The sequence below is a fragment of the Oceanospirillum sp. genome, assembly GCF_982874595.1.
Genome location: NZ_CEYNZH010000022.1, coordinates 23,430 through 49,874, shown reverse-complemented (window position 1 = coordinate 49,874; position 26,445 = coordinate 23,430). Strand labels below are relative to the sequence as shown.

Below are 26,445 nucleotides of genomic sequence, written 5' to 3'. Positions count from 1 at the left end.
AGACTTGCTCCGTGACAACGAGGGCGAATTATACGCACAAAACGGGGCAGTACAAGCCCTAAAATGAGAAAAGTGCATAAAAAATGAAAATAATACGAATAAGCCTGAAATCACGACATGGGATATAGGATTGGAGTTAACGATTTGCAAGCAAAAGAAAAGCCCGAGACCTTACGGTGTCGGGCTTTTCAGCAGATGGTCCGGCTCTAAACTAAAGGTCAGCTGCGCTGGGCATACGCATCAATCAGCGTTTCCTGAGCACTGACCTCCTCTGCTTCCTTCTGTCTGTTAGCTGCGGCAGAAATATATGCACCGTCAGTTTGGAGCATCCAGCTCTGGCAATTATCCAGCAGATAGGTCTCCAGATCATTAATCACGCGCTGAGCTAGCTTTTTCGCGGTTATAGGGAAACAGGTTTCCACTCGCTTGTAGAGATTTCGCTCCATCAGATCTGCACTGGCACAATAAACCTCTTCATCCCCACCGTTCTCAAAATAATAGACCCGGGTATGCTCTAAGAAGCGACCGACGATGGAGCGCACTGTGATATTTTCAGAAACGCCTTCGATTCCCGGACGCAGACAGCACATGCCCCGAATAATCAGATCGCACTGAACACCCGCCTGAGATGCCTTATACAAAGCCTTGATCATTTTAGGATCGGTTAGGGAGTTACATTTGAAAATCAGACGCCCTCCCTTTCCTTTCTCAGCAAGCTCAGCTTCGCGTTCAATTTTCTCGACCAGTGTTTTCTGTAACGTAAACGGAGCATGCAGCAGCTTTTTCATATTCAGGGTTTTCCCCATACCGGAAAGCTGCAAAAACACTTTGTGTACATCATCACACAACGCGGGGTCACTGGTTAGCAAGCTGTAATCGGTATAAAGCTTAGCAGTCTTCGCATGATAGTTACCGGTACCAAGATGGGCGTAGTGGCGGATCTTGTTTCCTTCCCTACGCACGATATGCATCATTTTGGCATGCGTCTTATAGGCCACTACACCATAGATGACCACAGCACCAGCTTCCTGAAGACGGCTTGCCAATTGCAAATTGTCAGCTTCATCAAAACGCGCACGAAGCTCAATAACAACGGTCACTTCTTTATTGTTACGGGCTGCATCAACCAGTGCATCGACGATCTGGGAGTCTGCACCAGTCCGATAGAGCGTTTGCTTGATCGCTAAAACCTCTGGGTCCCGGGCTGCTTCTCGAAGCAGGTCAATAATAGGAGTAAAGGATTCGAAGGGATGCTGCAGAAGAATGTCATTCTGTTGCATCGCTTCAATAATACTATTACCACGACGCAAGGGCTTGGCAGTACCTGGGGTGAAAAGAGGATACATCAGACCTGGACGATCCAGCTCACCCATTACCGCCATAAGACGTGTCAGGTTTACCGGTCCATTGACCTTGTAAAGCTCCTGATCCGTCAAACCAAACTGCTGCAGCAGAACATCGATCAATTCCTGAGGACAGTTCTCAACGACCTCAAGCCGAACTGCATCACCGTATCGACGGGAAAGTAACTCACCTCTCAACGCGCTGGCCAGATCACTCACTTCTTCAGGATCAACAATCAGGTCTGCGTTTCGTGTCAGGCGGAATTGAAAACAACCTTTCACCTTCATGCCAGGGAAAAGCTCTTCCGCATGAGCGTGAATCATAGAAGAAAGGAAAACAAAGTTATCGCCATCACCGCCAATTTCATCTGGAACGCGCATCAGTCGCGGCAGCGAACGTGGAGCAGGAATAATAGCCAACCCACCTTCTCGTCCAAACGCGTCTTTACCTTCAAGGGATACGATAAAGTTAAGGCTTTTGTTGACCAGTCGCGGGAATGGGTGGGACGGATCGAGACCAATAGGACTGATAACAGGCTGAATCTGGTCACGGAAAAAATCCTTGACCCATTCTGCCTGCTTCTTGTTCCAGCTATCACGACGCAGGAAACGGATACCCTCCTGTTCCATAGCAGGAATCAGTTCATCGTTCAGAATCCTATACTGGCGTTCAATCTGATCATGACAGATCTCATTAATCTGACGAATCACCTCTTGCGGCATCATGCCATCCGCATCACTTTTCTCACGACTGAAAGCGACCTGACGCTTTAAGCCTGCGACACGGATCTCAAAAAATTCATCTAAGTTACTGCTGAAAATCAGCAGAAACATCAGGCGATTAAGGATTGGATGGGAAGTGTCGAGTGCCTGCTCCAGCACTCGAATATTAAACTGAAGATGACTGAGTTCCCGATTGATATACAGATCAGGACTATCCAGATTCGTGACGTTGTCGGTATCACCCGCCGTTTTGCCGCGTGTACCACTATCTGAACGATTGATTCTCAAAATAGGCCTTCCTGTGCCGCCGTCCTGGGCATATGCATCCTCTGGCGAGGGTGAAACAGTTTGATTTGATTGGTCCATAGAATACTCTCCGTAGTTTTCACTGAGCCACCCTCGTTTCAGTTATTTCTGCAGCAAAATTGCAGCGCGCTTGGCGAAGTAGGTAAGAATACCATCCGCACCTGAACGCTTAATACACATCAGAGACTCAAGCGTAACAGCCTCCTCTGACAACCAACCATTCTGAAAGGCTGCCATGTGCATCGCATACTCACCGCTGACCTGATAAACAAAGGTCGGCACTTTTAATTCTGTTTTAACCCGCTGAACAATATCCAGATATGGCATTCCTGGCTTAACCATCACCATATCCGCACCTTCGGCAAGATCCAGAGCCACTTCATGAAGTGCTTCGTCAGAGTTGGCGGGATCCATCTGGTAACTATACTTGTTGCCAGCCCCGAGATTACCCGCTGAGCCGACCGCATCACGAAAAGGTCCGTAATAGGCTGAAGCAAATTTTGCGGCATAGGACAAAATGCGGGTGTTGACCAGATTCTCCTGCTCAAGCACCTCACGGATTGAACCGATTCGGCCATCCATCATGTCGGAGGGAGCGACAACATCGGCTCCTGCTTCAGCATGTGAAAGAGCTTGTTTAACCAGGGTTTCAACGGTCCGGTCATTCAGAACATAACCGTTGGCATCCAGAATACCGTCCTGCCCATGAATGGTGTACGGATCAAGAGCGACATCGGTAATAATGCCTAGCTCAGGATGCTGATCTTTAAGTGCTTTAACCGCGCGCTGAACTAAGCCATTGGCGTTAAACGCCTCTTCCGCAAACTCACTTTTCACGTCCTGAGACAGTACAGGGAACAACGCAATCGCAGGAATTCCCAAAGCAACCAGTTCCCGGGCTTCTTTCAGCAGGAGGTCAAGACTGAGGCGCTCAACACCGGGCATTGAAGCAACGGCTTCACGACGGTTTTCACCATCCAAAACAAAGACAGGATAAATAAGATCATCAACACTCAGATGATTTTCACGCATTAAACGACGGGAAAAATCATCAGCACGCATTCGACGCATACGTGTTGCCGGAAACGAACGTTGGCTGGCATTAAACACTGTGTATCATACTCCACTAAAAAGGAGAATCACCTGCCTCTTTAAAGTATCCATCACCAAGATGACAAAAATATTTCAAAAAAGCAGAGTTCAAAATTAACTTATCTCATTAATGGTCACGCGCGGCCACCATAAAATCAAGTAGGGAAATTCATAGGCAGAACATGGAACCAGTCCAACCAATAAAAATCATATCTATGACAACGATAAACCCGTTAAGCTCCCCCATTAGCCAATTCCACGGCAAAGCTAACAGGGCACCGTCGAATTCATGCGAAAACGAGGTCACCAATGGATGAATCAACAATTCGACTCACGGTCTTCCTGAGCCTGATTCTGATTATAGGGATTGCTCAGAGTGCTTTCCCTCGTCGAAAACCTCATTATTCGACCCCTCATCGATGGCTGACCAACTTCGGGCTTGTGATTATCGATAGTCTGATTGTCCGACTTGCTTTAGGTACACTCATTCCTGTAACGGTTGCAAACTGGGCTTTTGAAAACGGCATCGGTTTATTCAATACAGTGGATGCGCCATGGATACTGATACTGGCTGTATCAGTAATTTCCCTCGATGCTCTGATCTACTGGCAGCACCGAATATTCCACCGAATTCCTCTGCTTTGGCGACTACACAGGGTTCACCATTACGACGCTGACTATGACTTATCCACAGCCCTTCGCTTTCACCCAATAGAAATTGTGCTTTCTGTTTTAATCAAAAACCTAGCCATCCTAACGCTGGGTGTACCGGCCACGGCAGTCATCATATTCGAAATACTGTTAAACGGTATGGCACTTTTTAACCATGCTAATCTGGCACTGTCCAACAAAGCTGACCGTCTGATCAGACGCCTATTCGTCACTCCAGACATGCACCGTGTACACCACTCTATCTATCCGGAAGAGATGCACAGTAACTTCGGGTTTAACCTGAGCATTTGGGATCGCCTGTTCTCCAGTTACGTCTCACAGCCCAAAGATGGCCATACAAAAATGAAGATAGGTCAGCCTCATGCTGGGAAATTACCAACGAACAACCTACTCTGGTTATTAGGCTCTGCTCTTAGGCAGAAGGTCAAATTCTGACCAACACAACTTTTCGTACAGAGCCCTGTCAGATTATTCTCCGGGGACCCTTTTAAGTATCTAAGAGAATTGTAAGACTCTTAGTCAATCTGTAGCGTCAGTGCAAACTGACTCTAAGGAGATAACTATGAAGACAAAAAAAGTTGCAGTGATTCTCTCCGGTTGCGGAGTATTTGATGGCGCAGAAATTTTTGAATCCACTCTGACACTGTTGCATCTGGACCATCACGGCACTGAGACAACTTGCTTCGCTCCGGATATAGACCAGCATCATGTCATTGATCACCGAAGTGGTGAGCCAATGAATGAAACACGCAACGTGCTAACCGAAGCAAGTCGCATCAACCGTGGCAACGTCAAGCCCTTACAGGAAGCCAATGCAAATGATTTTGACGCCATCATTGTCCCCGGGGGATTTGGTGTCGCAAAAAATCTCTCTGACTTTGCCTTTAGATCCGGTGAATGTGACGTCTATGAACCCTTCGCTGAACTGATCAGAAGTTTTCATGAGCAACGCAAACCGATCGGTATGATCTGCATCGCCCCTGTCCTGCTACCCAAAATTCTGGGCAAAGGAGTCAGTTGTACTATAGGCCATGACGCAGCCACCTCTGGTGAAGTCGACAGCATGGGAGGCGTTCATATCGGCTGCAATGTTGACGGTATTGTCGTGGATTTCGAACATAAGGTTGTTACCACACCAGCCTATATGGAAGCCAAGCGAATATCAGAAGCAGAAAAGGGAATTGCTGCTCTGGTAGAAAAGGTGATCAGCCTAAGCTGATCACATTACCCGTTTTTTCTGCACTTGAAGCGCCTGAATACCCCAAAGGGTTGCCGGATTCACGGCAACCTGGTCTTTTTGGCTACAGGTTGAACGGATCGTAAACTCCCGAATACCTGTATTTCTTCGACGAGGGCTAAGAAAAATATTTCCGTCTGCCTTGCGTACACTCGCAACCAAAGGCTCTTTCGGACTTTGAGTCCGTCCCACGACAACAGCCAACTCCCCATTTTGCAGCTTCACGTACACACCCGGTGGATACAGGCCCAGCTCATGTACAAAGATTGTCGTCAGTCGCTCGTCGACACTTCTTCCACGTTGAACAAACAACTCACGAAGCGTCGCTTTATAAGAGACAGGCTCACGATATGGGCGCGGTGTCACCATGGCACAATACACATCAGCCAAAGCGATAATCTTTGCCTCAATCGGCAGAGCCTCAGCCTTTAAACCTCGTGGGTAACCACTGCCATCAGGGCGTTCATGATGGCACTTAACTAATTTTATCCAGTAATTATCATTAACATTCGCGGACTCAAGCATGGCAGCGCTCACTTCCGGATGCTTTTCAATCACTTCCCGCTGCTGCTCTGTTAAAGGCTTTCTTTGCTGGTGCAGTTTGACCTGGTAAGCATTCATCGCAATATTGCTGGTCAGTGCTGCAGCCAACATTGGGAGTTTTTTCTCCTGCTCAATCTCAAGCCGCAAAGCGATGACCTCACAAAGAACAGCGCTCTGCACAGGGTGAAGAATGTGGTACGGGAAACTATCGATCAGATGCACTGCGCCTATCATGGCATCCGCATCATGAGCGACTAGCCCCTGAAGATAGGTGACAATCCCCATAGTGCGCTTGTAGACAGCATCTTCCGGTGGATTTTCCTTCTTCTCGATATACTGGAAAAGCTCTGAGAGCCTCAGGCAAAGATCCTCAAATTCGGCAAATGGATTAACCGCCCGATTAAAAGTAACAGGCTTGAGTACTTTATCCTCTTCCTCTTCATCACCGATTTCGCGGGCATAAAGCCCCACACGCATCAGAATATCCCTCTGACGTTCCGTGCGTATCACAGAGCCTTTCGCCATCAGCAATTTTCCGAACTCATCGTAAACCGGCCAAGGCACTGGCTGATTAACAACAAGTTCATCTGCTGAGATTGAACTGAGCTCAAAATCCTTCATGATCATAGGCTTACTTCCTGCCAGGCATCTGGCTTACTAAAAGCGTTCATCCCTGTAGATCTGTTCAATGTAATCACCGCCACAACGTAGCTCACTGAACCAACCCAGAAAACGTTCGATCTGATTTTCCGGGAAAATAGAACCATGCTGGGGCACAATCATCTTGATATCCAATTGGCGCACTTGCTCCACCCAGCGGGCACACACCTGGTTACTGTGCATGTAACGCTTATGAAACCCCTCCATGTAGGGAAGATGAGCATCAAAATCTTCCACAAACATGGTCCTTTTTCCGGGGGGAAAAATGGCCGCGCCAATATCGCCAGAAAATAGAATCTTGGAACGACTGTCGTAGATGCTGAAGTTCCCCTCACTGTGCAAAAAGTGAGCAGGAATCATCGCAATATAATCACCGGTATCCAGGCTAATCCGGCCACCACCATCGGGCACAGCAACGACGCGTTCAACATCTTCCATACCAAAGTGCGACACAAAGTGCAGCCAAAGACGCGAGATCAGAAGATCAGCATCCGTTGTTTTCATCCAGTATGGAATCGACGAACAGACATCCGGGTCCTGGTGTGTGGCAAACAGGTAGCGGATCTGACGGGGGTTAATAACCCGCATAATGTTTTCCAGCACATGATGAAAAACATAAGTGCCACCAGGATCAAAAAAATACCCTTTATCGTTATTTACCACCAAGCACTGGTTAGTCTGAACAAAAGAGTCTGCACCCTCCTGTTCTTCCCAACCAAACCATACAACCTGATGCTCATCGTCTTCAAACAGAATCTTACTTTCATCTACTCGGGTAATCTGCTCAGACATTGCTCACCTCATTTCTTATTGTTTTCCATCTGAATGCCCATCAGGACAGCGCATTGTCATAGATCTGATCAATCAGGTCGGTGCCACATTCCAACTGCTCCAACCAGTCAAAAAACTGATTTACATGTTCTTTCGGGATAATGGCACCGTGCTGCGGCACAATACGGTCAATATCCAGATCACGAACACTCGCCACCCAACGGCGGGTTGCAACGTTGTTACCCATATATCTTTTGTGAAATCCTTCCATGTATTTAAGATGGGTATCCCAGTCATCCACTTCCAGATAACGCTCTCCCGTAGGAAATACCGCAGCCCCGATATCACCGGAAAACAGTGTTTTTGAACGAGTGTCGTAAAAACAGAAATTACCCTCACTGTGCAGAAAATGAGCCGGTAATAGCTTGATGTATTCATCATCTAAAAGTCGGATCTGCTTGCCACTATCTTCAATGGCCACAAGACGGGAGTTATCACTGAAACCGAAGTGTGAGACAAAGCGAATCCAGAGACGTGAAACCAACAAACGAGCACTGGTGGCTTTTAGCCAAAGCGTTATCGACGATAAAACATCGGGATCCTGATGGGTCGCCAAGATGTAGCGGATCTGACTTAAAGGTACGTACTTGCTCACTTCTGCAGCGACATCGGCAAAGATAAATGCCCCACCGGGATCAAGCAGATAAGCGTTATCAGCATTAATAATCAGAAGCTGGTTAGACTGTACGAGGGATTCATGTTCATGATCCTCCCAGCCAAACCAAATCACCTGATGGTCGTCGTCTTCGTAGAGGATTTTGCTCTGATCAACCATGATCAAAAATATCCTTATCAGCAATTTAGAAAGGACCAGCCAGAGGGCAAATAAACACCCAAAAGCAAAAGACTGGTTAAAGCTGCAGCACAAGAAATAACAAGATTAAGGGAATTGCCGCAGCCGTCTATTTAAGACCAGATACAAAGAAATTTACTTGATCTGAAACAAGAGACACGAGCTATCAGAGATCTCTTACATTCGTAAGTCAGAACACCTACATTGACGGAAGGCTTACTTCAGGTTTTAGTGGACATCACAATAAAAAAAGAGCCGCTTATTGCGACTCTTTTTCTGTATTCTCACCGGCTTCGTCTTTTGACTTTTCCGCTGACCGCTTCACCAACCGGGACATCAGAATACCCAGCTCAAACAGCAACCACATGGGCACAGCCAGAAGGGTCTGAGAGATCACATCCGGCGGCGTCAGCAGCATGCCGATCACAAAACAGAAAATCACCACATAAGGGCGCTTTTCAGACAGCGCTTCAACCGTCGTGATACCCGTCCAGACCAGAATAAAAGTCGCTACCGGAATCTCAAAAGCTACGCCAAACGCAAAAAATAGCTTGAGGACAAAATTCAGATACGAATTGATATCCGTCATCACCGCAATATCCGTAGGACCTGCCGAGGTAAAGAACGCAAAAATCAGGGGGAAAACGACGTAATAGGCAAATACAGCACCGGAATAAAACAAGATCACACTGGATGCCAACAAGGGCATCGCAATCTTTTTCTCATGTTGATACAGGCCGGGCGCAATAAAACTCCATACCTGATAAAGAACATAAGGGATCGCAGCAAAAAGAGCGGTGACCAATGTCAGCTTAAAAGGAGCCAGGAAGGGGGAAGCCACTTCCGTTGCGATCATCTGAGTACCCGGCGGCAAAAGCGCACGCAGCGGTTCAGAGACGATCAGATAAAGCTCATTAGAAAATGGATACAAAGCCAAAAAGGCTACCAGAATCACCACCACCGAGCGCAGAAGTTTTCCTCTCAGCTCGATCAGGTGCTCAATCAGAGGCGCGTGTTTACCTTCCTCTGGAATAACCGGCGGAAGCTGCGGCGATTCGTTTTGACTCATAACTAACCTTTGTGATCGGAAGAGGAGGATTTATCAGAAGCGGTAGCAGAAGAAGCCGGTGGCGTGGAGCCAAAAGGCCCTTCATCTTCAGGCCGAACCTGAGTAACAGGAGCATCCTGCTCGACCGCAGGCGCTGGTTTTGATTCAGCGGTATCACCAGTCATCGGCTGCGGGCCTTTGCTCTCAGTAATAACCTGTTCCTGTTTTCTCAACGTCTCTTCAAGCTTGCGACGATTTTCCTCAAGCTGACGCTGCATCTCTTCCATGTGTAACTGCTGATTCACTTCCTGCTGAATCGAGCTGAACCCCTGCTTGATACGGCCGACCCACATACCCGCCGTGCGGGCTGCTTTCGGCAAACGCTCCGGCCCCAGCACTAAAAGTGCCAGAATACCGATGACGATAAGTTCAAAAAAACCAATATCAAACATGTGCGGGGCTCACCCAGTTACTTTTTCTGTTCAGTTTTTTCAGCGGTGCTGTCGATAACCTGATCGGCTTCTTTCTTCTCGATAGAAGCCTGATCTTCTTTATTTTCAGCATCTTTGTCCGGATTATTTACCGCTTCTTTAAAACCTTTCACGGCACCACCCAGATCACTACCGACGTTACGCAGTTTCTTGGTTCCGAAAATCAGAATAATGATGCCCAGAACAATCAGTAACTGCCAAATGCTGATACCACCTAACATAGTGTTTACTCCCGTAAGTTCAAAACTAACACCAGGGCGCTAGCCACTGAAATCAGTGTTTATTCTTGTTTCTTTCCTGCTGTTTCCGGCCGTCTTATTCAGGTACGGAAACGTCAGAAGCAGATCACTTCTGGCGGGATGCTTTTTCTTCGATGCCTGACATACCAAAGCGGCGTGCCAGCTCATCAATAACGGCTTGTGGTGACTGTCCCAGATGGGACAGCGCCACTAAGCTGTGGAACCATAAGTCGGCCGTTTCATAAACCACATCGCTGACATCACCGGAACGCTCTGCGTCCTTGGCAGCGATAATGGTTTCTGTCGCCTCTTCACCGACTTTTTCCAGAATCTTGTTCAGGCCCTTATGATGAAGCTGAGCAACATAAGAGGTATCCGGATCCGCATCACGACGCTCAGCCAAGATATCACCTAATTGTTGCAACACATCACTCATCAGTCTCAACCTTTATTTGCATGCTTATTTTGAAACGCCAGAGTCAAATCTGCCGTATTAGAATAAATCGCGCCGTTCTAAATAACTGTTTTCTAACGGTTGTTACGACACTATCGGCCAACAAGCCGACGACCAAGCATAATAGAATTTTCCATCGCACACCACGCTTAAAAAAGTAGATGGAATTGACCATATCTACCGACGTACGAGGAAAAAAACACCCAAAGCCATCAGGGCCTGAGCGGCTACCGGCAACTGCTGCAACCAGGGCAGTCCATCACTGGCGACAAAGACACCTGAGATCAGAAGCAACCAACCCAGAGAAGAGGACTTTTTCTTGCTTCGGGTCTTAGAACTGACCACCAGTTCCTGCAGCAGGGCTTCCTGACGGTGTTGGCGTTCTTCGGTTTTACGTACCTGATCCAGTGCACCATAGATCATATTGGGCAGTTCAGGTGCCTGCTCCATCCAGTCAGGGAACTGACTGCGAATATTCTTCCAGACACCTTTTGGCCCCATCCGCTCTTTCATCCAGTTTTCCAGATACGGCTTGGCCGTACTCCACAGATCCAGATCCGGGTAAAGCTGGCGGCCCAGACCTTCAATATTCAGTAGTGTTTTCTGCAACAGCACCAACTGCGGCTGAACTTCCATATTGAAGCGTCGGGCGGTCTGAAACAGCCCCAGCAACACCTGCCCGAAGGAGATCTCTTTCAATGGTTTCTCAAAGATAGGTTCACACACCGCGCGGATCGCCGTAGCAAACTCATTCACCCGCGTTCCTTCACCAACCCATCCTGACTCAATATGCAGACGGGCGACTTCGTAATAATCCTGACGGAAAAATGCCAGCAGATTACGGGCCAGATAGTGCTGATCTTCTTCGGAAAGGCTCCCCACAATGCCACAGTCAATGCCAATATATTGCGGGTCATTCGGTTGTTTTTCAGAGATAAATATATTGCCGGGATGCATATCGGCATGGAAAAAGTTGTCGCGGAAGACCTGAGTAAAGAACACCTCGACACCGCGTTCCGCAAGCTTCTTCATATCCGTACCGTTAGCAATCAGAGCATCCACTTCTGCCACGGGAATTCCGTAGATACGCTCCTGAACCATCACATTCCGGCGGGTCATCTCCCAATAAACCTGTGGTACGTAAAGGGCCGATGAACCTTCAAAGTTACGACGCAGCTGAGAGGTATTGGCGGCTTCTTTCTGCAGATCCAGCTCATCAAACAAGGTTGATTCGTAATCTTTAACAATCGCTACCGGATGCAAACGACGGGCCTCCGGCACCCAGTAGTTCAGACTATAGGCTAAGGTATAGAGCAGCTTAACGTCTTTTTTCAAAACCTTGCGGATACCAGGCCGGATCACCTTTACCACCACCTGCTCGCCGGTGTTCAGCTGTGCAGCATGTACCTGAGCCATAGAAGCGGAAGCCATGGGGTCCCGTTCAAATGTTTTGAACAGCCCATCGACGGACATACCAAGGGCCGATTCAATCTCCTTCACCGCGACATCGCTGGCGAAAGGCGGCACCTGATCCTGCAGCTTTTTCAGCTCATCTGCTACATCATCCGGCAGCAGGTCCCGTCGGGTAGACAGCATCTGGCCAAACTTGATGAAAATAGGCCCCAGCTCTTCTAACGCCAGCCGTAAACGTTCCCCCCGGCTTTTTTTACCCACGGGTAGCAGACGCATCGGATTAAGGCGCAGCAGTAAAACAGCAAACCAGGGCAGACGATCTTCCGGAATCAGGCTGTCTAAGCGGTAACGACTGAAGACAAAAATGATTTTAAACAGACGAAGCAGACGGGACACAGTGACTCCGGTTTATGAATGTGATTCTGACGGGGATGGATGATCGGGCAGTTCAACAGACAGCGACTGAATCTGTTGCTGCAGGCGTTCAACACGGGCATTAAGACGGTCGACACGGCGACGCACATTCAATACGCCATCACTGAAACCTTTCTGCTCGGTCTCGGGAGGTAACAGTGCCAGCTCATATTGCAGATATTCCTGCCAATCCTGCATGGCGGTTTTCCCCAAACCGGCGCGCCAGCGGGCAAGACCGGCTAAAGGAGCAGACAAAATAGCAGTCGGTACAACACCGATCACTTTTTCGCTGACAGGCGCCAGATCAAGATCCAGCGATGAGGTGATCTGCTGCAGCTTACGCACCAGTCCGGTATCCCCCCGCAGTGTTAGCGCCCCTTCAAACAGAAGCGCTTCCCGACGGTCACCGGCGAGCATAAAACGGGCAAAGTCATTCAGGCTGCCTTCGACACCGGCATCGACCTGTAGCCCGGCTTCCGCGCCTTCCGAAGCCCGCCCCTCCCAATCCAAAGAGCTATCCAGCTCAAAATGCAGCCCCTGAGCTGAAGGCCAGATCAGTAGCACGATCTCAGGCTGGGTGCAGCGAACCCGCACCACTTTTCCGGCGATCGCCGCCAGCTGTTCCAGTGCGGCAGCATCACGCTTGAGCAGAGGATTGATCAGCTGCTCGGCACTTTCCAACGCGCCGTGCAGCAGCATTCCTGTAGGCAGGCCGATGGACATATCAGAGTTTTACGCCACGGTGCAGCGCCACAACGCCGCTGGTCATATTGTGGTATTCCACGCGGGACAGACCGGCATCTTCCATCATGCCCTTCAGGGTTTCCTGATCAGGGTGCATACGGATCGACTCCGCCAGATAGCGATAACTTTCGGCATCATTCGTTACCAGCTTGCCCATAAACGGCAGCGCAGTGAACGAGTAGGTATCGTAAAGTTTGCTCATGACAGGGTTGGTTGGTTTGGAGAACTCCAGAACCAGCAAACGGCCACCCGGTTTCAGGATTCGCGCCATGGAGCGCAGCGCTTTGTCTTTATCGGTCACATTACGCAGACCAAACGCGATGGTGATACAGTCAAAGGTGTTATCCGGGAATGGCAGACATTCAGCATTCGCCTGAACAAACTCGACGTTGCCACTGCAACCCTTGTCCAGCAGCTTGTCACGACCCACTTTCAGCATGGAGTCGTTAATATCCGCCAGAACCACACGGCCATCTTTGCCGACAAGACGGGAAAACTTCAGCGTCAGGTCACCGGTACCACCGGCAATATCCAACACGGTATTTCCCTGACGTACGCCACTCATCTCAATGGTCATACGCTTCCACAGGCGGTGAACCCCCATGGACATCAGATCATTCATCAGGTCATATTTTGCGGCCACTGAGTGAAAAACCTCAGCTACTTTACCCGCCTTCTCTTCAACACCAACCTGCTGATAACCAAAGTGGGTGGTTTGATTTTCCTTTTCTGACTCAGACATGACACAACCTATGCATTCAAAATTGGCGACATTGTAAACCGGACCGGGCGGTTTGTCTTTGCCTGACCGTGCGATAGGCGGGGCTAAACTCTGCCCCGCCAGGGTGAGGCTACAATTGTTTGATAGAGATCAGTGACGGCTCGCGGCTGGCCCCTGCTTCTTCGATACGGCGCAGATAATCTTTCCAAAACGCCTCTTTGTGGGAACCCAGCTCATAGAGATACTCCCAGGCATAAAGCCCAGAATCGTGACCATCATCAAAGCAGATTTTGATGGCATAACTACCGGAAGGCTGAATATCCAGAATACGAACATCTTTCTTACCGATCTGCAGTTTTTCCTGTCCAGCGCCGTGCCCCCGAACTTCAGCGGAAGGCGAATATACCCGAAGCAGCTCCGCTTCCAGCTCCAGAACAGTGCCATCTGCATAGCTCAGCTCCAGCAAATTGGCGGACTTTCGGTAGTTAATATTAATCGGGAGTGGCGTATCGGTACGGCTCATACATTTTCCTCCGCCGCCAGTAAGGCTGCTGGTAAACGGCTTAACATTACAGGGTTTAGAACGAAAAAAGCCGGTTGTTTTCAACCGGCTTATCATCTGATCAGCTTTTAAAGAATAAAGCGACTCAGATCCTCGTCCATCGCCAGATCATTGAGCTGCTTATTAACGTAGTCAGTATCGATGATTACCTTGTCCTGAATATCAGCAGCCTCAAAAGAGATGCTTTCCAGCAGGCGCTCCATCACGGTATGCAGACGACGGGCACCGATATTCTCTGTACCTTCATTCACCTGATAAGCGATCTCAGCGATGCGGCTGATACCATCTTCGGTAAATTCGATCTCCAGGCCTTCAGTCTTCATCAATTCCTGATACTGAACGGTCAATGCAGCACTTGGCTCGGTCAGAATGCGCTTGAAATCATCCGGTGTCAGAGCGCTCAGTTCAACACGAATCGGCAAACGACCCTGCAGCTCAGGAATCAGGTCAGAAGGCTTGCTCAGATGGAAAGCACCGGAAGCGATAAACAGAATATGGTCTGTTTTAACCATGCCGTGCTTAGTGGAAACCGTGCTGCCTTCAATCATCGGCAGCAGATCACGCTGCACACCCTCGCGGGAAACATCAGCGCCACCGGATTCACCACGCTTAGCAACTTTATCAATCTCGTCAATAAAGACGATACCGTTCTGCTCAACCGCATCCACAACCTGAGACTTCAGCTCATCTTCGTTAACCAGCTTAGCAGCCTCTTCATCCGTTGCCTGACGCAGCGCATCTTTAACCTTCAGCTTACGCTTCTTGGTACGCTCGTTAGACAGGTTAGAGAACATGCTCTGCAGCTGATTCGTCATCTCCTCCATGCCCGGAGGTGCCATGATTTCTACACCCACCTGGGGTGCCGCAACATCGATCTCAATCTCTTTGTCGTCCAGATCGCCTTCACGCAGTTTCTTGCGGAAGACCTGACGGGTTGAACTGTCACGGGCAGGCTCTTCCTCACCGAAACCCGCACGGGCCGGTGGCAGCAAGGCGTCCAGAATACGCTCTTCGGCGGCTTCTTCAGCACGGAAGCGGACACGCTTCACTTCCTGCTCCCGCAGCATCTTCATCGCCATATCGGTCAGATCGCGGATGATGGTTTCCACATCACGACCGACATAACCCACTTCGGTAAATTTGGTGGCTTCTACCTTGATAAACGGCGCGTTGGCCAGCTTCGCCAGACGACGGGCGATCTCGGTTTTACCCACACCGGTCGGGCCGATCATCAGAATATTCTTAGGGGTAACTTCGGTGCGCAGCTCAGGATCCAGCTGCATACGACGCCAGCGGTTACGCAGGGCGATCGCCACAGCGCGCTTGGCATCGGCCTGACCAACAATAAAACGGTCCAGTTCGGAAACAATTTCACGAGGTGTCATCTGAGACATAACTGCTACTCTTTTAAATTTTAAAATTCGGTTTCTGACGCCCTGTTGCCGGTAACGCTGGCGATCATCAGGGCGACCTCTTCATCCATGATCAGCATCAATTACCAGGACAGCTCTTCAATCGTTGGCGAGTGGTTGGTGAAGACACAGATATCACCCGCCATCTGCAGGCTTTTCTCAACAATCTCCTGGGCACTCAGATCCGTGTTTTCATGCAGAGCGCGACCAGCCGCCAGCGCGAAGTTGCCACCGGAACCAATCGATACCACACCATGCTCAGGTTCCACCACATCACCGGTACCTGAAATCACCAGCGTTGCCGTGTGATCCGCCACAATCAGCATCGCTTCAAGGCGACGCAGGGCACGGTCGGTACGCCAGTCTTTCGCCATCTCAACAGCAGCACGGGTCAGCTGTCCTGAGTGTTTTTCCAGCTGAGCTTCAAAGCGCTCGAACAGAGTGAAAGCATCCGCTGTACCACCGGCAAAACCAGCCAGTACCTGATTACGGTAAAGGCGACGCACTTTACGCGCATTGCCTTTCATTACGGTATTACCCAGAGATACCTGACCGTCACCGCCCAGTACCACTTGATTGTCACGACGTACAGCTACAATCGTAGTCATCTGCTACTCCAAATAGATTTGAAAAGGTATCGATCTTAAAAAACAGCTTTTAAAGACCGGCCACCTTATTCAGAAACATGTGTCGGCTTCCCACTTCATACAAACCGATACCACTTACCCGAGAGGGAAACCAACCTGAAAACGGTTGAAAAGGTGTTTTACCTTCAGAACGATTTTAGATGGTGGTAAGCAGCAAAAATTTCAAGCTTTTAAGCCCCTGAAACGTAAAAAGCCGCTAACGACCCTCTGTGAGAGTAATTAACGGCTTTTAATGACCGATATATCCACCATCCAATGGCAATCAAAACATCACTGCTGAGGTGGCAGACGTATCAGTAACGACTGAATATTTTGTCGAGCCATGGCATCCTGCGCCATGTTCAGTTTACGGCGATCCTTGAAAGGGCCGATACGCACCCGGTGCCAGGTGCCACTGGATGTTTCGGTACTGGAGATCATCGCCGGATAACCATCACCTTTCAGCTTATCCGCCAAACGCTCTGCATCAGGCATCGCCCGGAAGGAACCCACCTGCAGAATATACTCCGGCAGGTTTTCCGCATCACGAGGGGTCGATTTATACTCTTCCACCGGATCAGTCGTTACTTCCTGTTGCGGCAGCAGATTGTAGAAGTCAAAACGCTTACGTTCCGCATCCTGAGGCGTTTCAGCTTCAGGGGCAGGCTGAGCAGGAGCCGCAGGCACCGCGGCCATTCGCGGAGCAGGGGCTACCGGATCTTCGTCCATCCATTCCGACAGACCAAAACCCAGTACAACGCCAAAAATCAGCCAGCTCCATGCAGGCAATTCACGACGTTGTGCAACTACCTCTTCTTCCTGACGGGGGGAAGCGCCACCCCGTTTTGGTGATTTCTGGGCGAAGTCCCTGCTCATAATGTTTACATCTCCTCGGGTGCACTCACACCCAACAAACCCAGACCGTTTGCCAACACCTGCCCCACTGCTTCACTCAGTGCCAGACGAGCATTGCGGATCTCCGCATCCTCTTCCAGTACTTTCAGTGCGTTGTACCAGGTGTGGAAATCAGATGCCAGATCCTTAAGGAACTGTGCCATAACGTGCGGCTCGTAGTTCAGTGCGCAGTTTTCCAGAACCTCAGGATAACGCGCCAACGCCACCATCAGATCTTTTTCGTAATCGCTATCCAGTTTTTCCAACGCGGCAAGACCGGCAGCCTGATCAAATTTCCAGTTATGCTCTGCGAGTTTACGCATCACACTGCAAACACGGGCACGAGCATACTGGATGTAGTAAACCGGATTGTCTTTGGACTGGGATTTCGCCAGATCCAGATCAAAGTCCATGTGCTGATCGGACTTACGGCTCACATAGAAGAAACGCGCCGCATCATTCCCCACTTCACCGCGCAGTTCACGCAGGGTCACGAAAGAACCGGAACGGGTCGACATCTGCACACGCTCAGAACCACGATACAGAATCGCGAACTGAACCAGACGGAAGTCCAGCTTCTCCAACGGGTAACCCAGCGCCTGACATACCGCCTTCAGACGTGGCAGGTAGCCGTGGTGGTCAGCACCGAATACGTACAGCAGCTTGTCGTAACCACGCTCAAACTTGTTGTGCATGTAGGCGATATCGGAAGCGAAGTAGGTCGTCATGCCATTATCACGCACGACGCAACGATCTTTGTCGTCACCGAAGGCAGTAGAACGGAACCACTGAGCACCATTTTCTTCGTAGATATGACCAGCATCAGTCAGCTTTTTCAGCGCGGTTTCAACATCACCACCACGAGTCAGAGAGCGCTCTGAGAACCACTGTTGATACTGAACACCAAACTCGCCCAGATCCTGCTCGATATCACCACGGATATCTTCCAGCGCGATATCAAATACCTGCTCATAGGTTTCTGCACCCAGCAGCGCTTTCGCCTGGGCGATCAGACCATCGATATGCGCTTCTTTATCGCCACCTTTTGGCTCATCCGCAGGTACACCGGCAAAAACATCAGCCGCATCGCGGATCAGGCTGTCAGCAAACTGATCCTGTACCTTCCTGGAGATATCCAGAATGTAGCTGCCTTTATAGCCGTTGCTTGGGAAATCAAAGGCTACACCGTTTGCTTCGAGATAACGCAGCCACACACTTGTTGCCAGAATATCCATCTGACGGCCAGCATCGTTGACGTAGTATTCACGGTGAACATCAAAGCCCGCAGCCGCCAGAAAATCAGATACAGTCGCACCATAAGCTGCGCCACGGCCATGGCCTACGTGCAGAGGACCGGTCGGGTTAGCCGAAACAAATTCCACCTGAATCTTCTGGTTGCCACCGACGTTACTCAGGCCGAAAGCATCTTTCTGAGTCAGCACATCGCCAACAACCGCGGTGATGGTCGCCGCGCTGACAAAGAAGTTGATAAAGCCGGGACCAGCAATATCCACCTGAGTCACATTGCTGCTTTGCGGCAGCGCATCAACCAGCTTCTGAGCCAGCTCACGCGGTGCACAGCCCGCTGGCTTGGCCAGCATCAGCGCGATATTGGTCGCGAAGTCGCCGTGTGCTTTATCTTTGGTGTTTTCCACCATGATTCGCGGTGACAGATCAGCTGGCAGGATCCCCTGCTGCTTCAGAGAGTCAATGGCGGCACCAATTAATTCAGCAATATGTTCTTTCATTTGAGTCCGGATCTGCTAACCAAAAAATTTACTGTGCGAAGCCGCTCACGGCCTCGACCCACTTAATAATCAATAACCTGACATTATCATCTTTATTCCGGCGTCTGTTAACCTCAAAACGATGCTTTTACGTAATAAAAGTTAAACGACGGACCAAGGAATCAGATCAGCTCCTGCGGATCCACATCCAGTGACCAGCGCACCTTACGCTGCAACGGATGCTGGTTGATCAGATCCAGCAGACAGGCAATCCCCTGATGCAAAGGTGCGCGACGATCACAAATCAGCCAGATCTGCATATGATAACGGCCAAAGCGACGCTCCATGGGTGACGGTACCGGTCCCGTGACCTCCAAACCCTCGATCTGAGACGTCACCGGTTCAGCGGCCTGAACCACTTCCGTCAGAAAGCTGGCCACCAGATCACTGTGATTGGCCTCGGCGCGAATAATCGCCATAAACGAATAGGGAGGCAGCAATGCCTCCTGACGCTCTTCCAGCAAACAACGGGAGAACGCCCGGTAATCATGTTGCGCCAGCAATTTCAGCAAAGGATCATCCGGCCGGTGGGTCTGCACCACCACCTTGCCTTTGCGGCTTTCACGACCGGCACGACCCGCAACCTGCGTCAGCAACTGCCCCATCCGTTCAAGTCCGCGAAAATCGGAGCTGTAAAAGCCACCATCGGCATCCAGCACGACAACCAGAGAAACCGCCGGAAAGTGATGTCCTTTGGCTAACATCTGAGTGCCCACCAAAACGCAGGGGTCCTCCTGATTCACCTTAGCAAGCAGCTTTTCCATCATACCTTTCTTGCTGACCGTATCCCGATCCACCCGAAATACCGGCCAGTCTTTAAAGGCATTTTCCAGCGTTTCTTCCATGCGCTCGGTACCGGAACCCACCGGCTTCAACTCTGAGGCAAAACACTTGGGACACTGATGAGGGATAGCGGTGACGCTGTCACAGTGATGACAATGCAGACGCGGCGGTTCACGGTGCAAGGTCATACGGGCATCGCAGAAGGGGCAATCAGAGACCCAACCACAATCGTGACACATCAACGCAGGGGCAAAACCACGGCGGTTAATAAAGGCCAATACCTGTCCGCCCTGCTGAAGATGAGTCCGCATCACCTGCAGCAAACCGCCATCGATGCCGTTGGTGAGTTTCTTATTCTGGATATCATGCAGGTAGATATCCGGCAGCTGCACACTGGCACCCGCCCGCTGAGTCAGTTTTAACCAGCGGTAGCGTTCTTCGATCGCATTGTGCAAAGTTTCAAGGGAGGGGGTCGCCGACCCGAGAACCACGGGACAACCCAGCATTTTACCGCGAACAATTGCCAGATCCCGGGCAGAGTAACGGATACCGTCGCCCTGTTTATAAGAGGCATCATGCTCTTCATCGACGACGATCAGCCCCAGATCCTTAAAGGGCGTGACGGCTGCCGAGCGCGTCCCGATCAATACTCCTGCCCGACCATCCCGCGCCAGCAACCAGGCATCCAGCCGCTCTTTATCATTCAGACCGGAATGCAGTGTCATAACAGGTACAGAGAAGCGCTTTTTAAAACGGTTAACGGTTTGCGGTGCAAGGCCGATTTCAGGCACCAGTACCAGCACCTGTCCCCCCTGCTTTAATACTGCTTCTATTATCTGCAGATAAACTTCAGTCTTACCACTGCCGGTGATGCCCTCCAACAGAAACACATCCGGATCAGACAAACGCTCTGATACCGCATCAACCGCCGTTTTCTGGTCTTCATTCAGCTGCAAGGGAATTTCAGCCAACACCTGACGAGGTTCATCGGACCGTCCCTCAAGATGGCGGGACTGCTGATAACGCTCCGCCAGCCCCTTGTCTTCCAGCGCTGCCATCTGTGCCGAGGTGAATCCCAGTGAGCGCAACATCGTGGCGGCTACCGGCTGCTGATGTTTCTGTAACGCCCTGAGCAGTTCAGCCTGCTTAGGCGCACGACTCATCTTCTCCGGCTCCAGAGATCGCCCGCTCTGGGTCGCCAGCCAATAGGTCTCTTCCTGAATGTGTGCTGCGGCACCCTGCCTGAGCAGGGTCGGCAACATCATGCTGATCACTTCACCGATAGGGCCATGACAATAGCGCGCCAGCCACTGCGCCAGGGCGCGCTGGTGATCATCCAGCAGAGAAGCATCATCAATCAGCTCAGACAGTGGTTTCAGTTTATTCAGAGGCACATCCGGTGTGACCTGACGTTCCATCACCACACCGACCAGGGTTTTATTGCGATAAGGTACCCGAACCCGCGCCCCTAACGGCAGGTAAGCATTCTGTAAGTTAGGCGGTAAAATATAATCGAAACAGCGCGTTAACGGCACGGGTAACGCAACACGAATGACAGGTAGCTCATCGTCAAATAATGAGGTCATGCTTACCTCTTGCCTCAGAAAAAATCTCTGCTATTATGCCTCACCTTCTTATAAGGCTCATCCTATTCAGTGACCCATTTTGATGCGGTCATGGCTATAGTTGAAGCGCCTGCAAAGAATAACCGGTTAATCTGTACAGACCCTGAACGGTGCCCGGCAAAGACCAGGTGGCGGTTCAAACTTAATTGAGGTTCTTAAAATGAAACAAGGTATTCACCCAGAGTACAACGATGTAACTGCAACTTGCAGCTGCGGTCACACTTTCCAACTGCGCTCTACCCTGGCTAAGCCACTGCACTTGGACGTTTGCTCTCAGTGCCACCCTTTCTACACCGGTAAGCAGAAGCAAGCTTCTACTGGCGGCCGTGTTGATCGCTTCAAGCAGCGTTTCGCAAGCCGTATCAAGAAGAGCTAAGTTCTTCTTTATCGGACAAAAAAGCAGCCAAACGGCTGCTTTTTTTATGACCGGATTCCCTCCTACCAAGTCCCCCTCTCTTACTTTGACGACAACCTTATTCTGAAATAGCAGCAAGACGTCAGACACAGTAAAAGTGACCCAGGAGTTCCTGTAGCCTTATTTCTGAAAGAACTTTTTTACTACTATAAAAAGTAACAGTTCCTGCCTCATATCACCCCCTGAGACACCCTCTGAAAAGCACCGTAGTCAAATTACAACATTCTGATTTCGATAGTGTTTTTACTCATAAAAGCCCATTTTTTTTGTAAAAAAAGTTCTTTGACTTTTGTTTAATATCTGCCTTGTTCGGCTGGTTTTTTTTCTATATGCTCTGGAGGTGCTAAACCCTAACAACCGGAACTTTTCTAATGTCAGACGAAATGAAAAAAGCTGCGCTGGACTATCATGCCAATCCTACTCCAGGAAAACTGAGCATCGAGATCAGCAAGCCTGCAGAAACCGCACGTCACCTGTCCCTGGCTTACAGCCCAGGCGTTGCAGAGCCGGTACGTGAGATCGCAAAAGATCCTGAACATGCCTACCGTTATACCGGCAAGGGCAACCTGGTTGCGGTAATTTCTGATGGCTCAGCAATTCTGGGCCTGGGTAACCTTGGCCCTCTGGCCAGCAAACCTGTAATGGAAGGTAAAAGTCTTCTGTTCAAGCGTTTCGCAAACATCAACTCTGTTGATATCGAAGTTAATGCTGAAAGCCCACAGGCTTTCATCGACACCGTTGCCCGTATCGCTGATACGTGGGGCGGCATCAACCTGGAAGACATCAAAGCACCTGAGTGCTTTGAAATTGAACGCGCTCTGATTGAACAGTGCGATATTCCGGTGTTTCATGATGACCAACACGGTACTGCAATTGTAACCGCTGCAGGCATGCTGAATGCTCTGGAAGTTCAGGGCAAATCCATCGAAGAAGCTAAAGTTGTATGCCTGGGTGCCGGCGCTGCCGCTGTTGCCTGCATGAAGCTTCTGGTTAGCTGTGGCGCTAAGATCGAAAACATCTACATGCTGGATCGTAAAGGTGTTATCCACACCGGTCGTGATGACCTGAACCAGTACAAAGCGATGTTTGCTAACGATACTGACAAGCGCACTCTGGACGATGCAATTGACGGTGCTGACGTATTTGTTGGTCTGTCTGGTCCAAACCTGCTGGCTGCTGAGCAACTGGCTAAAATGGCACCTAAGCCGATCGTATTCGCATGTTCTAACCCTGATCCGGAAATCAGCCCTGAGCTGGCTAACGCGACCCGTGACGATCTGATCATGGCAACCGGCCGTTCTGACTATCCGAACCAGGTAAACAACGTACTGGGCTTCCCATTCATCTTCCGTGGCGCTCTGGACGTTCGCGCCAGCCGCATCAACGAAGAGATGAAAGTTGCTGCTGCTCACGCGATTAAAGATCTGGCCAAAGAGCCGGTAACTCAGGAAGTAACCGACGCATACGACGGCATCAAGCTGGAGTTTGGCCCGGATTACATCATTCCTAAGCCAACAGATTCCCGTCTGCTGGGCGCGGTTTCTGCCGCTGTTGCTAAAGCAGCGGTTGATTCCGGCGTTGCACGCCTGCCTTATCCAGAGCACTACCCTCTGTAAGACAGCACAGCACACAAAAAAAGCACCTGATATTCAGGTGCTTTTTGCTTGAGAATGTCCCACCGACATTTGTTCCGGCACAAAAAAACGGCACCCCACAAGGGTGCCGTTTTTCGTTTGGGATATCTCATGCCAGCCTTGATGTTTCTATGACGAGCAAAAATTTCCAGCGTTTAAGCATGCCCGAAACCTGAATATACAGGCTCCGGTAAAATGCAAATTGCGACACATAACAGCCCTCATCAGAACAGTGACTCAGGAGCTGGAGCGTCTTCAGCCGGCACAAGTACTTCCCCATCACTCCCCTCAAGAGCCTCAGCCGGGTTCACCTGCTCAATAATCATCTCTTCTTCCGGTACATTTTCTACCCGGAAAACCTCAAAGATAGCATCGGACTGCCCCGGTCGGGCACGCTTACCGGTTTCGGGATCAATTCGCACAGTCACGAGGCCAGAGGGCTGAGCCATACTTCGTTCCGGCTTCCCAGCCAGAAAAGACGCCATAAAGTCGACCCAGATTGGAAGCGCCGCTTTACTCCCGTACTCGCCAATCGTAGCGGGCTGGTCAAAGCCCACCCAGGTGGCAGCGACAACATCCTGATTAAAACCAGCAAACCAGGCATCCTTCTGCTCGTTGGTGGTTCCGGTTTTACCTGCGATATCAGAACGCCCTAACGAGCGAGCCCGACGCCCCGTACCCTGACGAATCACATCTTTAAGCATAGTGTGCATGATATAGATACTGCGCTCATCGGCGATACGCGGTGCAACGGGATAAAAACGCTCACCAACCTGAATACGCTCGACACCCTCTTCACAATCACGACAAACCTTTTGGGGCTCAGCCTGATAGAGCACGTCTCCATCACTGTTCTCGATGCGCTCAATAAAATAAGGATTTACCTTATAGCCTCCATTGGCCATAACAGCATAAACCATTGCCATCTCGTAAGGAGAAAGCGTCGCACTGCCCAGAGCCAGGGAAAGGTCCCGCGGTAGTTGATCGGGATTCAGGCCAAAACGGGTCGCAAAGCGGATGGCATTTCTGACACCAATGGAGCGCAGGATACGAATGGATACCAGATTACGGGATTTATACAGTGCGTGGCGCAATCTGGTCGGACCGTAAAATTTGCCACTGGAGTTGCTCGGTCGCCAGGTTGATTCAAGCTCTTTGTCGTTAAAGACCACCGGCGCATCATTAATAATAGTAGCCGGGGTCATACCACTTTCCAAAGCTGCGGTATAAACAATGGGCTTAAAGATGGACCCCGCCTGACGGGCCCCCTGATAGGCCCGGTTATATTTATTCTGGTAGAAGTTAAAACCACCAACCAACGCCAGCAAACTGCCATCATCTGGGGACAGGGAGACAAAAGCCCCCTGAATATCAGGAATCTGGGATAGCTGCCAGTATTGCTGTGGCTCCGAGGACGCCTCACCATCGGCCAAAAGCGAGGCCTCTGTACTTTCTGCGGCTTCCTCTGGCTTTTTATCTTCCTCTGGTGGCGCTTCACCCGGCTCAATATAGATCAGATCGCCGCGCTTCAGAATATCACTGGTCTCTTTGAGGGTTGGACCTTTCCAGAAAGGATTATGATAGGGTTTTGCCCAAGTCAGGTTATCCCATGGAATATCAATATAAGCGCCATCTTCACTCACAACCTGCAGGAACTGTTCTTCAGCCGTGGCGACAATTACCGGCTTCAGCTCGCCATAGGTCGGAGTAGTACGCAGCACCTTCTGCCAATTGCTGGTATCCTCACTGACCACAGCCTCACCGGTTTCAGCATCGACCTCAGGCTCGATCCCAAGATCCAGCTCACCTTCGCCCGAGAACTCGTCGGCCTCATCGGCTTCCAGCGCCGCCGGTATATCACTACGCACCACACCTCTCCAACCGTGGCGTTTATCATAATCCAAAAGACCTTTTACCAGTGCCGAATTAGCCGCATTCTGTGCCTTTGAATCCAGGGTGGTATAAACCTTGTAGCCTGCGGTATAGATATCATCACCCAGCTTTTCAGCAACTTCAGAACGAACCATCTCAGCAACATAGGGCGCATCAACTTCCGGACGAAGGCCATGATAACGGGCGGTAATCGGCTCACGTACCGCTGTTTCGTAGGACTCTTCGTCAATCATTCCCAGCGAGTGCATACGATGCACGATCCAGTTACGACGAAGCAGTGCGCGGCGCGGATTGATAATCGGGTTGTAGCGAGAAGGTGCTTTTGGCAAGCCGGCAATCATTGCCAGCTGAGCCAGACTCAGTTCGTCCAGCTCCTTACCGTAGTAAACCTCTGCAGCGGCATCGATACCGTAGGCACGATTACCCAGATAGATCTTATTGACGTAAAGCTCCATAATCTCTTCTTTGGAGAGAATTTTCTCCATCTGCAGCGAGATCATGATCTCTTTGAATTTACGGGTAAACGTCTGATCCAACGTCAGCAAATAGTTACGGGCAACCTGCATCGTGATGGTACTACCACCGGACTGAATACTGCCGGATTGCGCCAGCTGCACAAAAGCACGCCCCAAACCTTTGATATCGATACCTGAGTGCTCATAGAAACTGGTATCTTCTGCCGCCAGAATCGCCTGAATAAAATGCTCAGGGATCTGCTCGTACTGGACGGGGGTCCGGCGCTTTTCACCAAACTCCGCCACCAGCTTTTCATCCCGGGTATAAATCCGCAGCGGTGTCTGTAGTTGAATATTTTTAAGCTGCTCAATATCCGGCAACTGTGGCCCCAGATAAAGTACAACGCTGAATGCAACCGCAGTGCCGAAAGCAAAACCGCCAAACAGCAAGTAGATCAACCACTTAAAAAACACTTTTGTTGCATTCATGGGCCAGTCGTTTCCCTCGTTAAGATGTTACTCATCAACCAAGCTGCACTTTTCACAGCAAAGCTGCCATTATAGGCTGGTAAAGATATAGGATTCCAATTGCGTGACCGGTTTAAAAACGATTTAATTATCATAATTACAATCAG

23 protein-coding genes are annotated in these 26,445 nt (G+C 50.1%); 4 read left to right on the top strand and 19 right to left on the bottom strand.

Annotated elements, in window-relative coordinates; genetic code table 11:
- Positions 1-218 precede the first annotated feature (218 nt).
- Positions 219-2,432 carry a polyphosphate kinase 1 gene (gene ppk1 / locus AC4GL5_RS10990; RefSeq protein WP_490382832.1) on the bottom strand — a complete coding sequence of 738 codons (2,214 nt, stop codon included), beginning with the start codon at positions 2,430-2,432 and terminating at the stop codon, positions 219-221.
- Between the two features lie 42 nt (positions 2,433-2,474).
- On the bottom strand, positions 2,475-3,482 hold the full coding sequence (hemB, locus tag AC4GL5_RS10985; protein ID WP_490382831.1) for a porphobilinogen synthase: 1,008 nt from the start codon (positions 3,480-3,482) through the stop codon (positions 2,475-2,477).
- 291 nt (positions 3,483-3,773) lie between these two features.
- Here hemB and AC4GL5_RS10980 point away from each other — a divergent pair, with 291 nt between their 5' ends.
- A complete protein-coding gene (locus AC4GL5_RS10980; RefSeq protein WP_490382830.1) occupies positions 3,774-4,571 on the top strand; it encodes a sterol desaturase family protein in 798 nt (265 codons plus the stop codon).
- Between the two features lie 127 nt (positions 4,572-4,698).
- The gene (gene elbB, locus AC4GL5_RS10975; protein WP_490382829.1) at positions 4,699-5,355 is read left to right on the top strand and encodes an isoprenoid biosynthesis glyoxalase ElbB; all 657 of its coding nucleotides are present in this window, start codon (positions 4,699-4,701) and stop codon (positions 5,353-5,355) included.
- On the opposite strand, the gene AC4GL5_RS10970 is transcribed toward elbB, so the two are convergent.
- From AC4GL5_RS10970 to AC4GL5_RS10895, 16 genes are all read right to left on the bottom strand, one after another.
- The gene (locus AC4GL5_RS10970) at positions 5,356-6,543 is read right to left on the bottom strand and encodes an HD-GYP domain-containing protein (RefSeq protein WP_490382828.1); all 1,188 of its coding nucleotides are present in this window, start codon (positions 6,541-6,543) and stop codon (positions 5,356-5,358) included.
- A gap of 30 nt (positions 6,544-6,573) precedes the next feature.
- A complete protein-coding gene (locus tag AC4GL5_RS10965; RefSeq protein ID WP_490382827.1) occupies positions 6,574-7,368 on the bottom strand; it encodes an oxygen-binding di-iron domain-containing protein in 795 nt (264 codons plus the stop codon).
- 40 nt (positions 7,369-7,408) lie between these two features.
- On the bottom strand, positions 7,409-8,182 hold the full coding sequence (locus AC4GL5_RS10960; protein ID WP_490382826.1) for an oxygen-binding di-iron domain-containing protein: 774 nt from the start codon (positions 8,180-8,182) through the stop codon (positions 7,409-7,411).
- A 277-nt stretch (positions 8,183-8,459) separates the two neighbouring features.
- Entirely contained in the window at positions 8,460-9,269 is an 810-nt protein-coding gene (gene tatC / locus AC4GL5_RS10955; RefSeq protein ID WP_490382825.1) for a twin-arginine translocase subunit TatC, read from the bottom strand.
- A gap of 2 nt (positions 9,270-9,271) precedes the next feature.
- A complete protein-coding gene (tatB, locus tag AC4GL5_RS10950) occupies positions 9,272-9,700 on the bottom strand; it encodes a Sec-independent protein translocase protein TatB (protein WP_490382824.1) in 429 nt (142 codons plus the stop codon).
- Between the two features lie 17 nt (positions 9,701-9,717).
- Positions 9,718-9,960 (bottom strand): Sec-independent protein translocase subunit TatA, encoded by a 243-nt coding sequence (gene tatA / locus AC4GL5_RS10945; RefSeq protein WP_078320711.1) that lies wholly within the window; start codon positions 9,958-9,960, stop codon positions 9,718-9,720.
- 124 nt (positions 9,961-10,084) lie between these two features.
- Positions 10,085-10,414, bottom strand: a complete 330-nt coding sequence (locus AC4GL5_RS10940; protein ID WP_490382823.1) for a phosphoribosyl-ATP diphosphatase — start codon at positions 10,412-10,414, stop codon at positions 10,085-10,087.
- Positions 10,415-10,609: 195 nt separating this feature from the next.
- Positions 10,610-12,241, bottom strand: coding sequence for a ubiquinone biosynthesis regulatory protein kinase UbiB (ubiB, locus tag AC4GL5_RS10935; RefSeq protein ID WP_490382822.1), 1,632 nt, complete (start codon positions 12,239-12,241; stop codon positions 10,610-10,612).
- A gap of 12 nt (positions 12,242-12,253) precedes the next feature.
- Positions 12,254-12,982 carry a ubiquinone biosynthesis accessory factor UbiJ gene (locus AC4GL5_RS10930; RefSeq protein WP_490382821.1) on the bottom strand — a complete coding sequence of 243 codons (729 nt, stop codon included), beginning with the start codon at positions 12,980-12,982 and terminating at the stop codon, positions 12,254-12,256.
- A gap of 1 nt (position 12,983) precedes the next feature.
- Positions 12,984-13,745 (bottom strand): bifunctional demethylmenaquinone methyltransferase/2-methoxy-6-polyprenyl-1,4-benzoquinol methylase UbiE, encoded by a 762-nt coding sequence (gene ubiE / locus AC4GL5_RS10925; protein WP_490382820.1) that lies wholly within the window; start codon positions 13,743-13,745, stop codon positions 12,984-12,986.
- A 109-nt stretch (positions 13,746-13,854) separates the two neighbouring features.
- Positions 13,855-14,247 carry a gamma-butyrobetaine hydroxylase family protein gene (locus AC4GL5_RS10920; protein WP_490382819.1) on the bottom strand — a complete coding sequence of 131 codons (393 nt, stop codon included), beginning with the start codon at positions 14,245-14,247 and terminating at the stop codon, positions 13,855-13,857.
- Between the two features lie 107 nt (positions 14,248-14,354).
- Positions 14,355-15,680: an ATP-dependent protease ATPase subunit HslU gene (gene hslU, locus AC4GL5_RS10915; RefSeq protein WP_490382818.1), complete on the bottom strand. Its 1,326-nt coding sequence runs from the start codon at positions 15,678-15,680 to the stop codon at positions 14,355-14,357.
- Positions 15,681-15,781: 101 nt separating this feature from the next.
- Positions 15,782-16,306, bottom strand: a complete 525-nt coding sequence (hslV, locus tag AC4GL5_RS10910) for an ATP-dependent protease subunit HslV (protein ID WP_490382817.1) — start codon at positions 16,304-16,306, stop codon at positions 15,782-15,784.
- Between the two features lie 309 nt (positions 16,307-16,615).
- Complete coding sequence (locus AC4GL5_RS10905) at positions 16,616-17,200, bottom strand: SPOR domain-containing protein (protein WP_490382816.1); 585 nt, start codon at positions 17,198-17,200, stop codon at positions 16,616-16,618.
- A gap of 5 nt (positions 17,201-17,205) precedes the next feature.
- Positions 17,206-18,966 carry an arginine--tRNA ligase gene (gene argS / locus AC4GL5_RS10900; protein WP_490382815.1) on the bottom strand — a complete coding sequence of 587 codons (1,761 nt, stop codon included), beginning with the start codon at positions 18,964-18,966 and terminating at the stop codon, positions 17,206-17,208.
- A gap of 161 nt (positions 18,967-19,127) precedes the next feature.
- Positions 19,128-21,374: a primosomal protein N' gene (locus AC4GL5_RS10895; protein WP_490382814.1), complete on the bottom strand. Its 2,247-nt coding sequence runs from the start codon at positions 21,372-21,374 to the stop codon at positions 19,128-19,130.
- A 199-nt stretch (positions 21,375-21,573) separates the two neighbouring features.
- On the opposite strand from AC4GL5_RS10895, the gene rpmE reads away from it, so the two are divergent.
- Together rpmE and AC4GL5_RS10885 are read left to right on the top strand one after the other, a co-directional pair.
- The gene (gene rpmE / locus AC4GL5_RS10890) at positions 21,574-21,789 is read left to right on the top strand and encodes a 50S ribosomal protein L31 (RefSeq protein ID WP_490382813.1); all 216 of its coding nucleotides are present in this window, start codon (positions 21,574-21,576) and stop codon (positions 21,787-21,789) included.
- Between the two features lie 410 nt (positions 21,790-22,199).
- Positions 22,200-23,444, top strand: coding sequence for a malic enzyme-like NAD(P)-binding protein (locus AC4GL5_RS10885; RefSeq protein WP_490382812.1), 1,245 nt, complete (start codon positions 22,200-22,202; stop codon positions 23,442-23,444).
- A 242-nt stretch (positions 23,445-23,686) separates the two neighbouring features.
- On the opposite strand, the gene AC4GL5_RS10880 is transcribed toward AC4GL5_RS10885, so the two are convergent.
- On the bottom strand, positions 23,687-26,299 hold the full coding sequence (locus AC4GL5_RS10880; RefSeq protein ID WP_490382811.1) for a penicillin-binding protein 1A: 2,613 nt from the start codon (positions 26,297-26,299) through the stop codon (positions 23,687-23,689).
- Between the last annotated feature and the right edge of the window lie 146 nt (positions 26,300-26,445).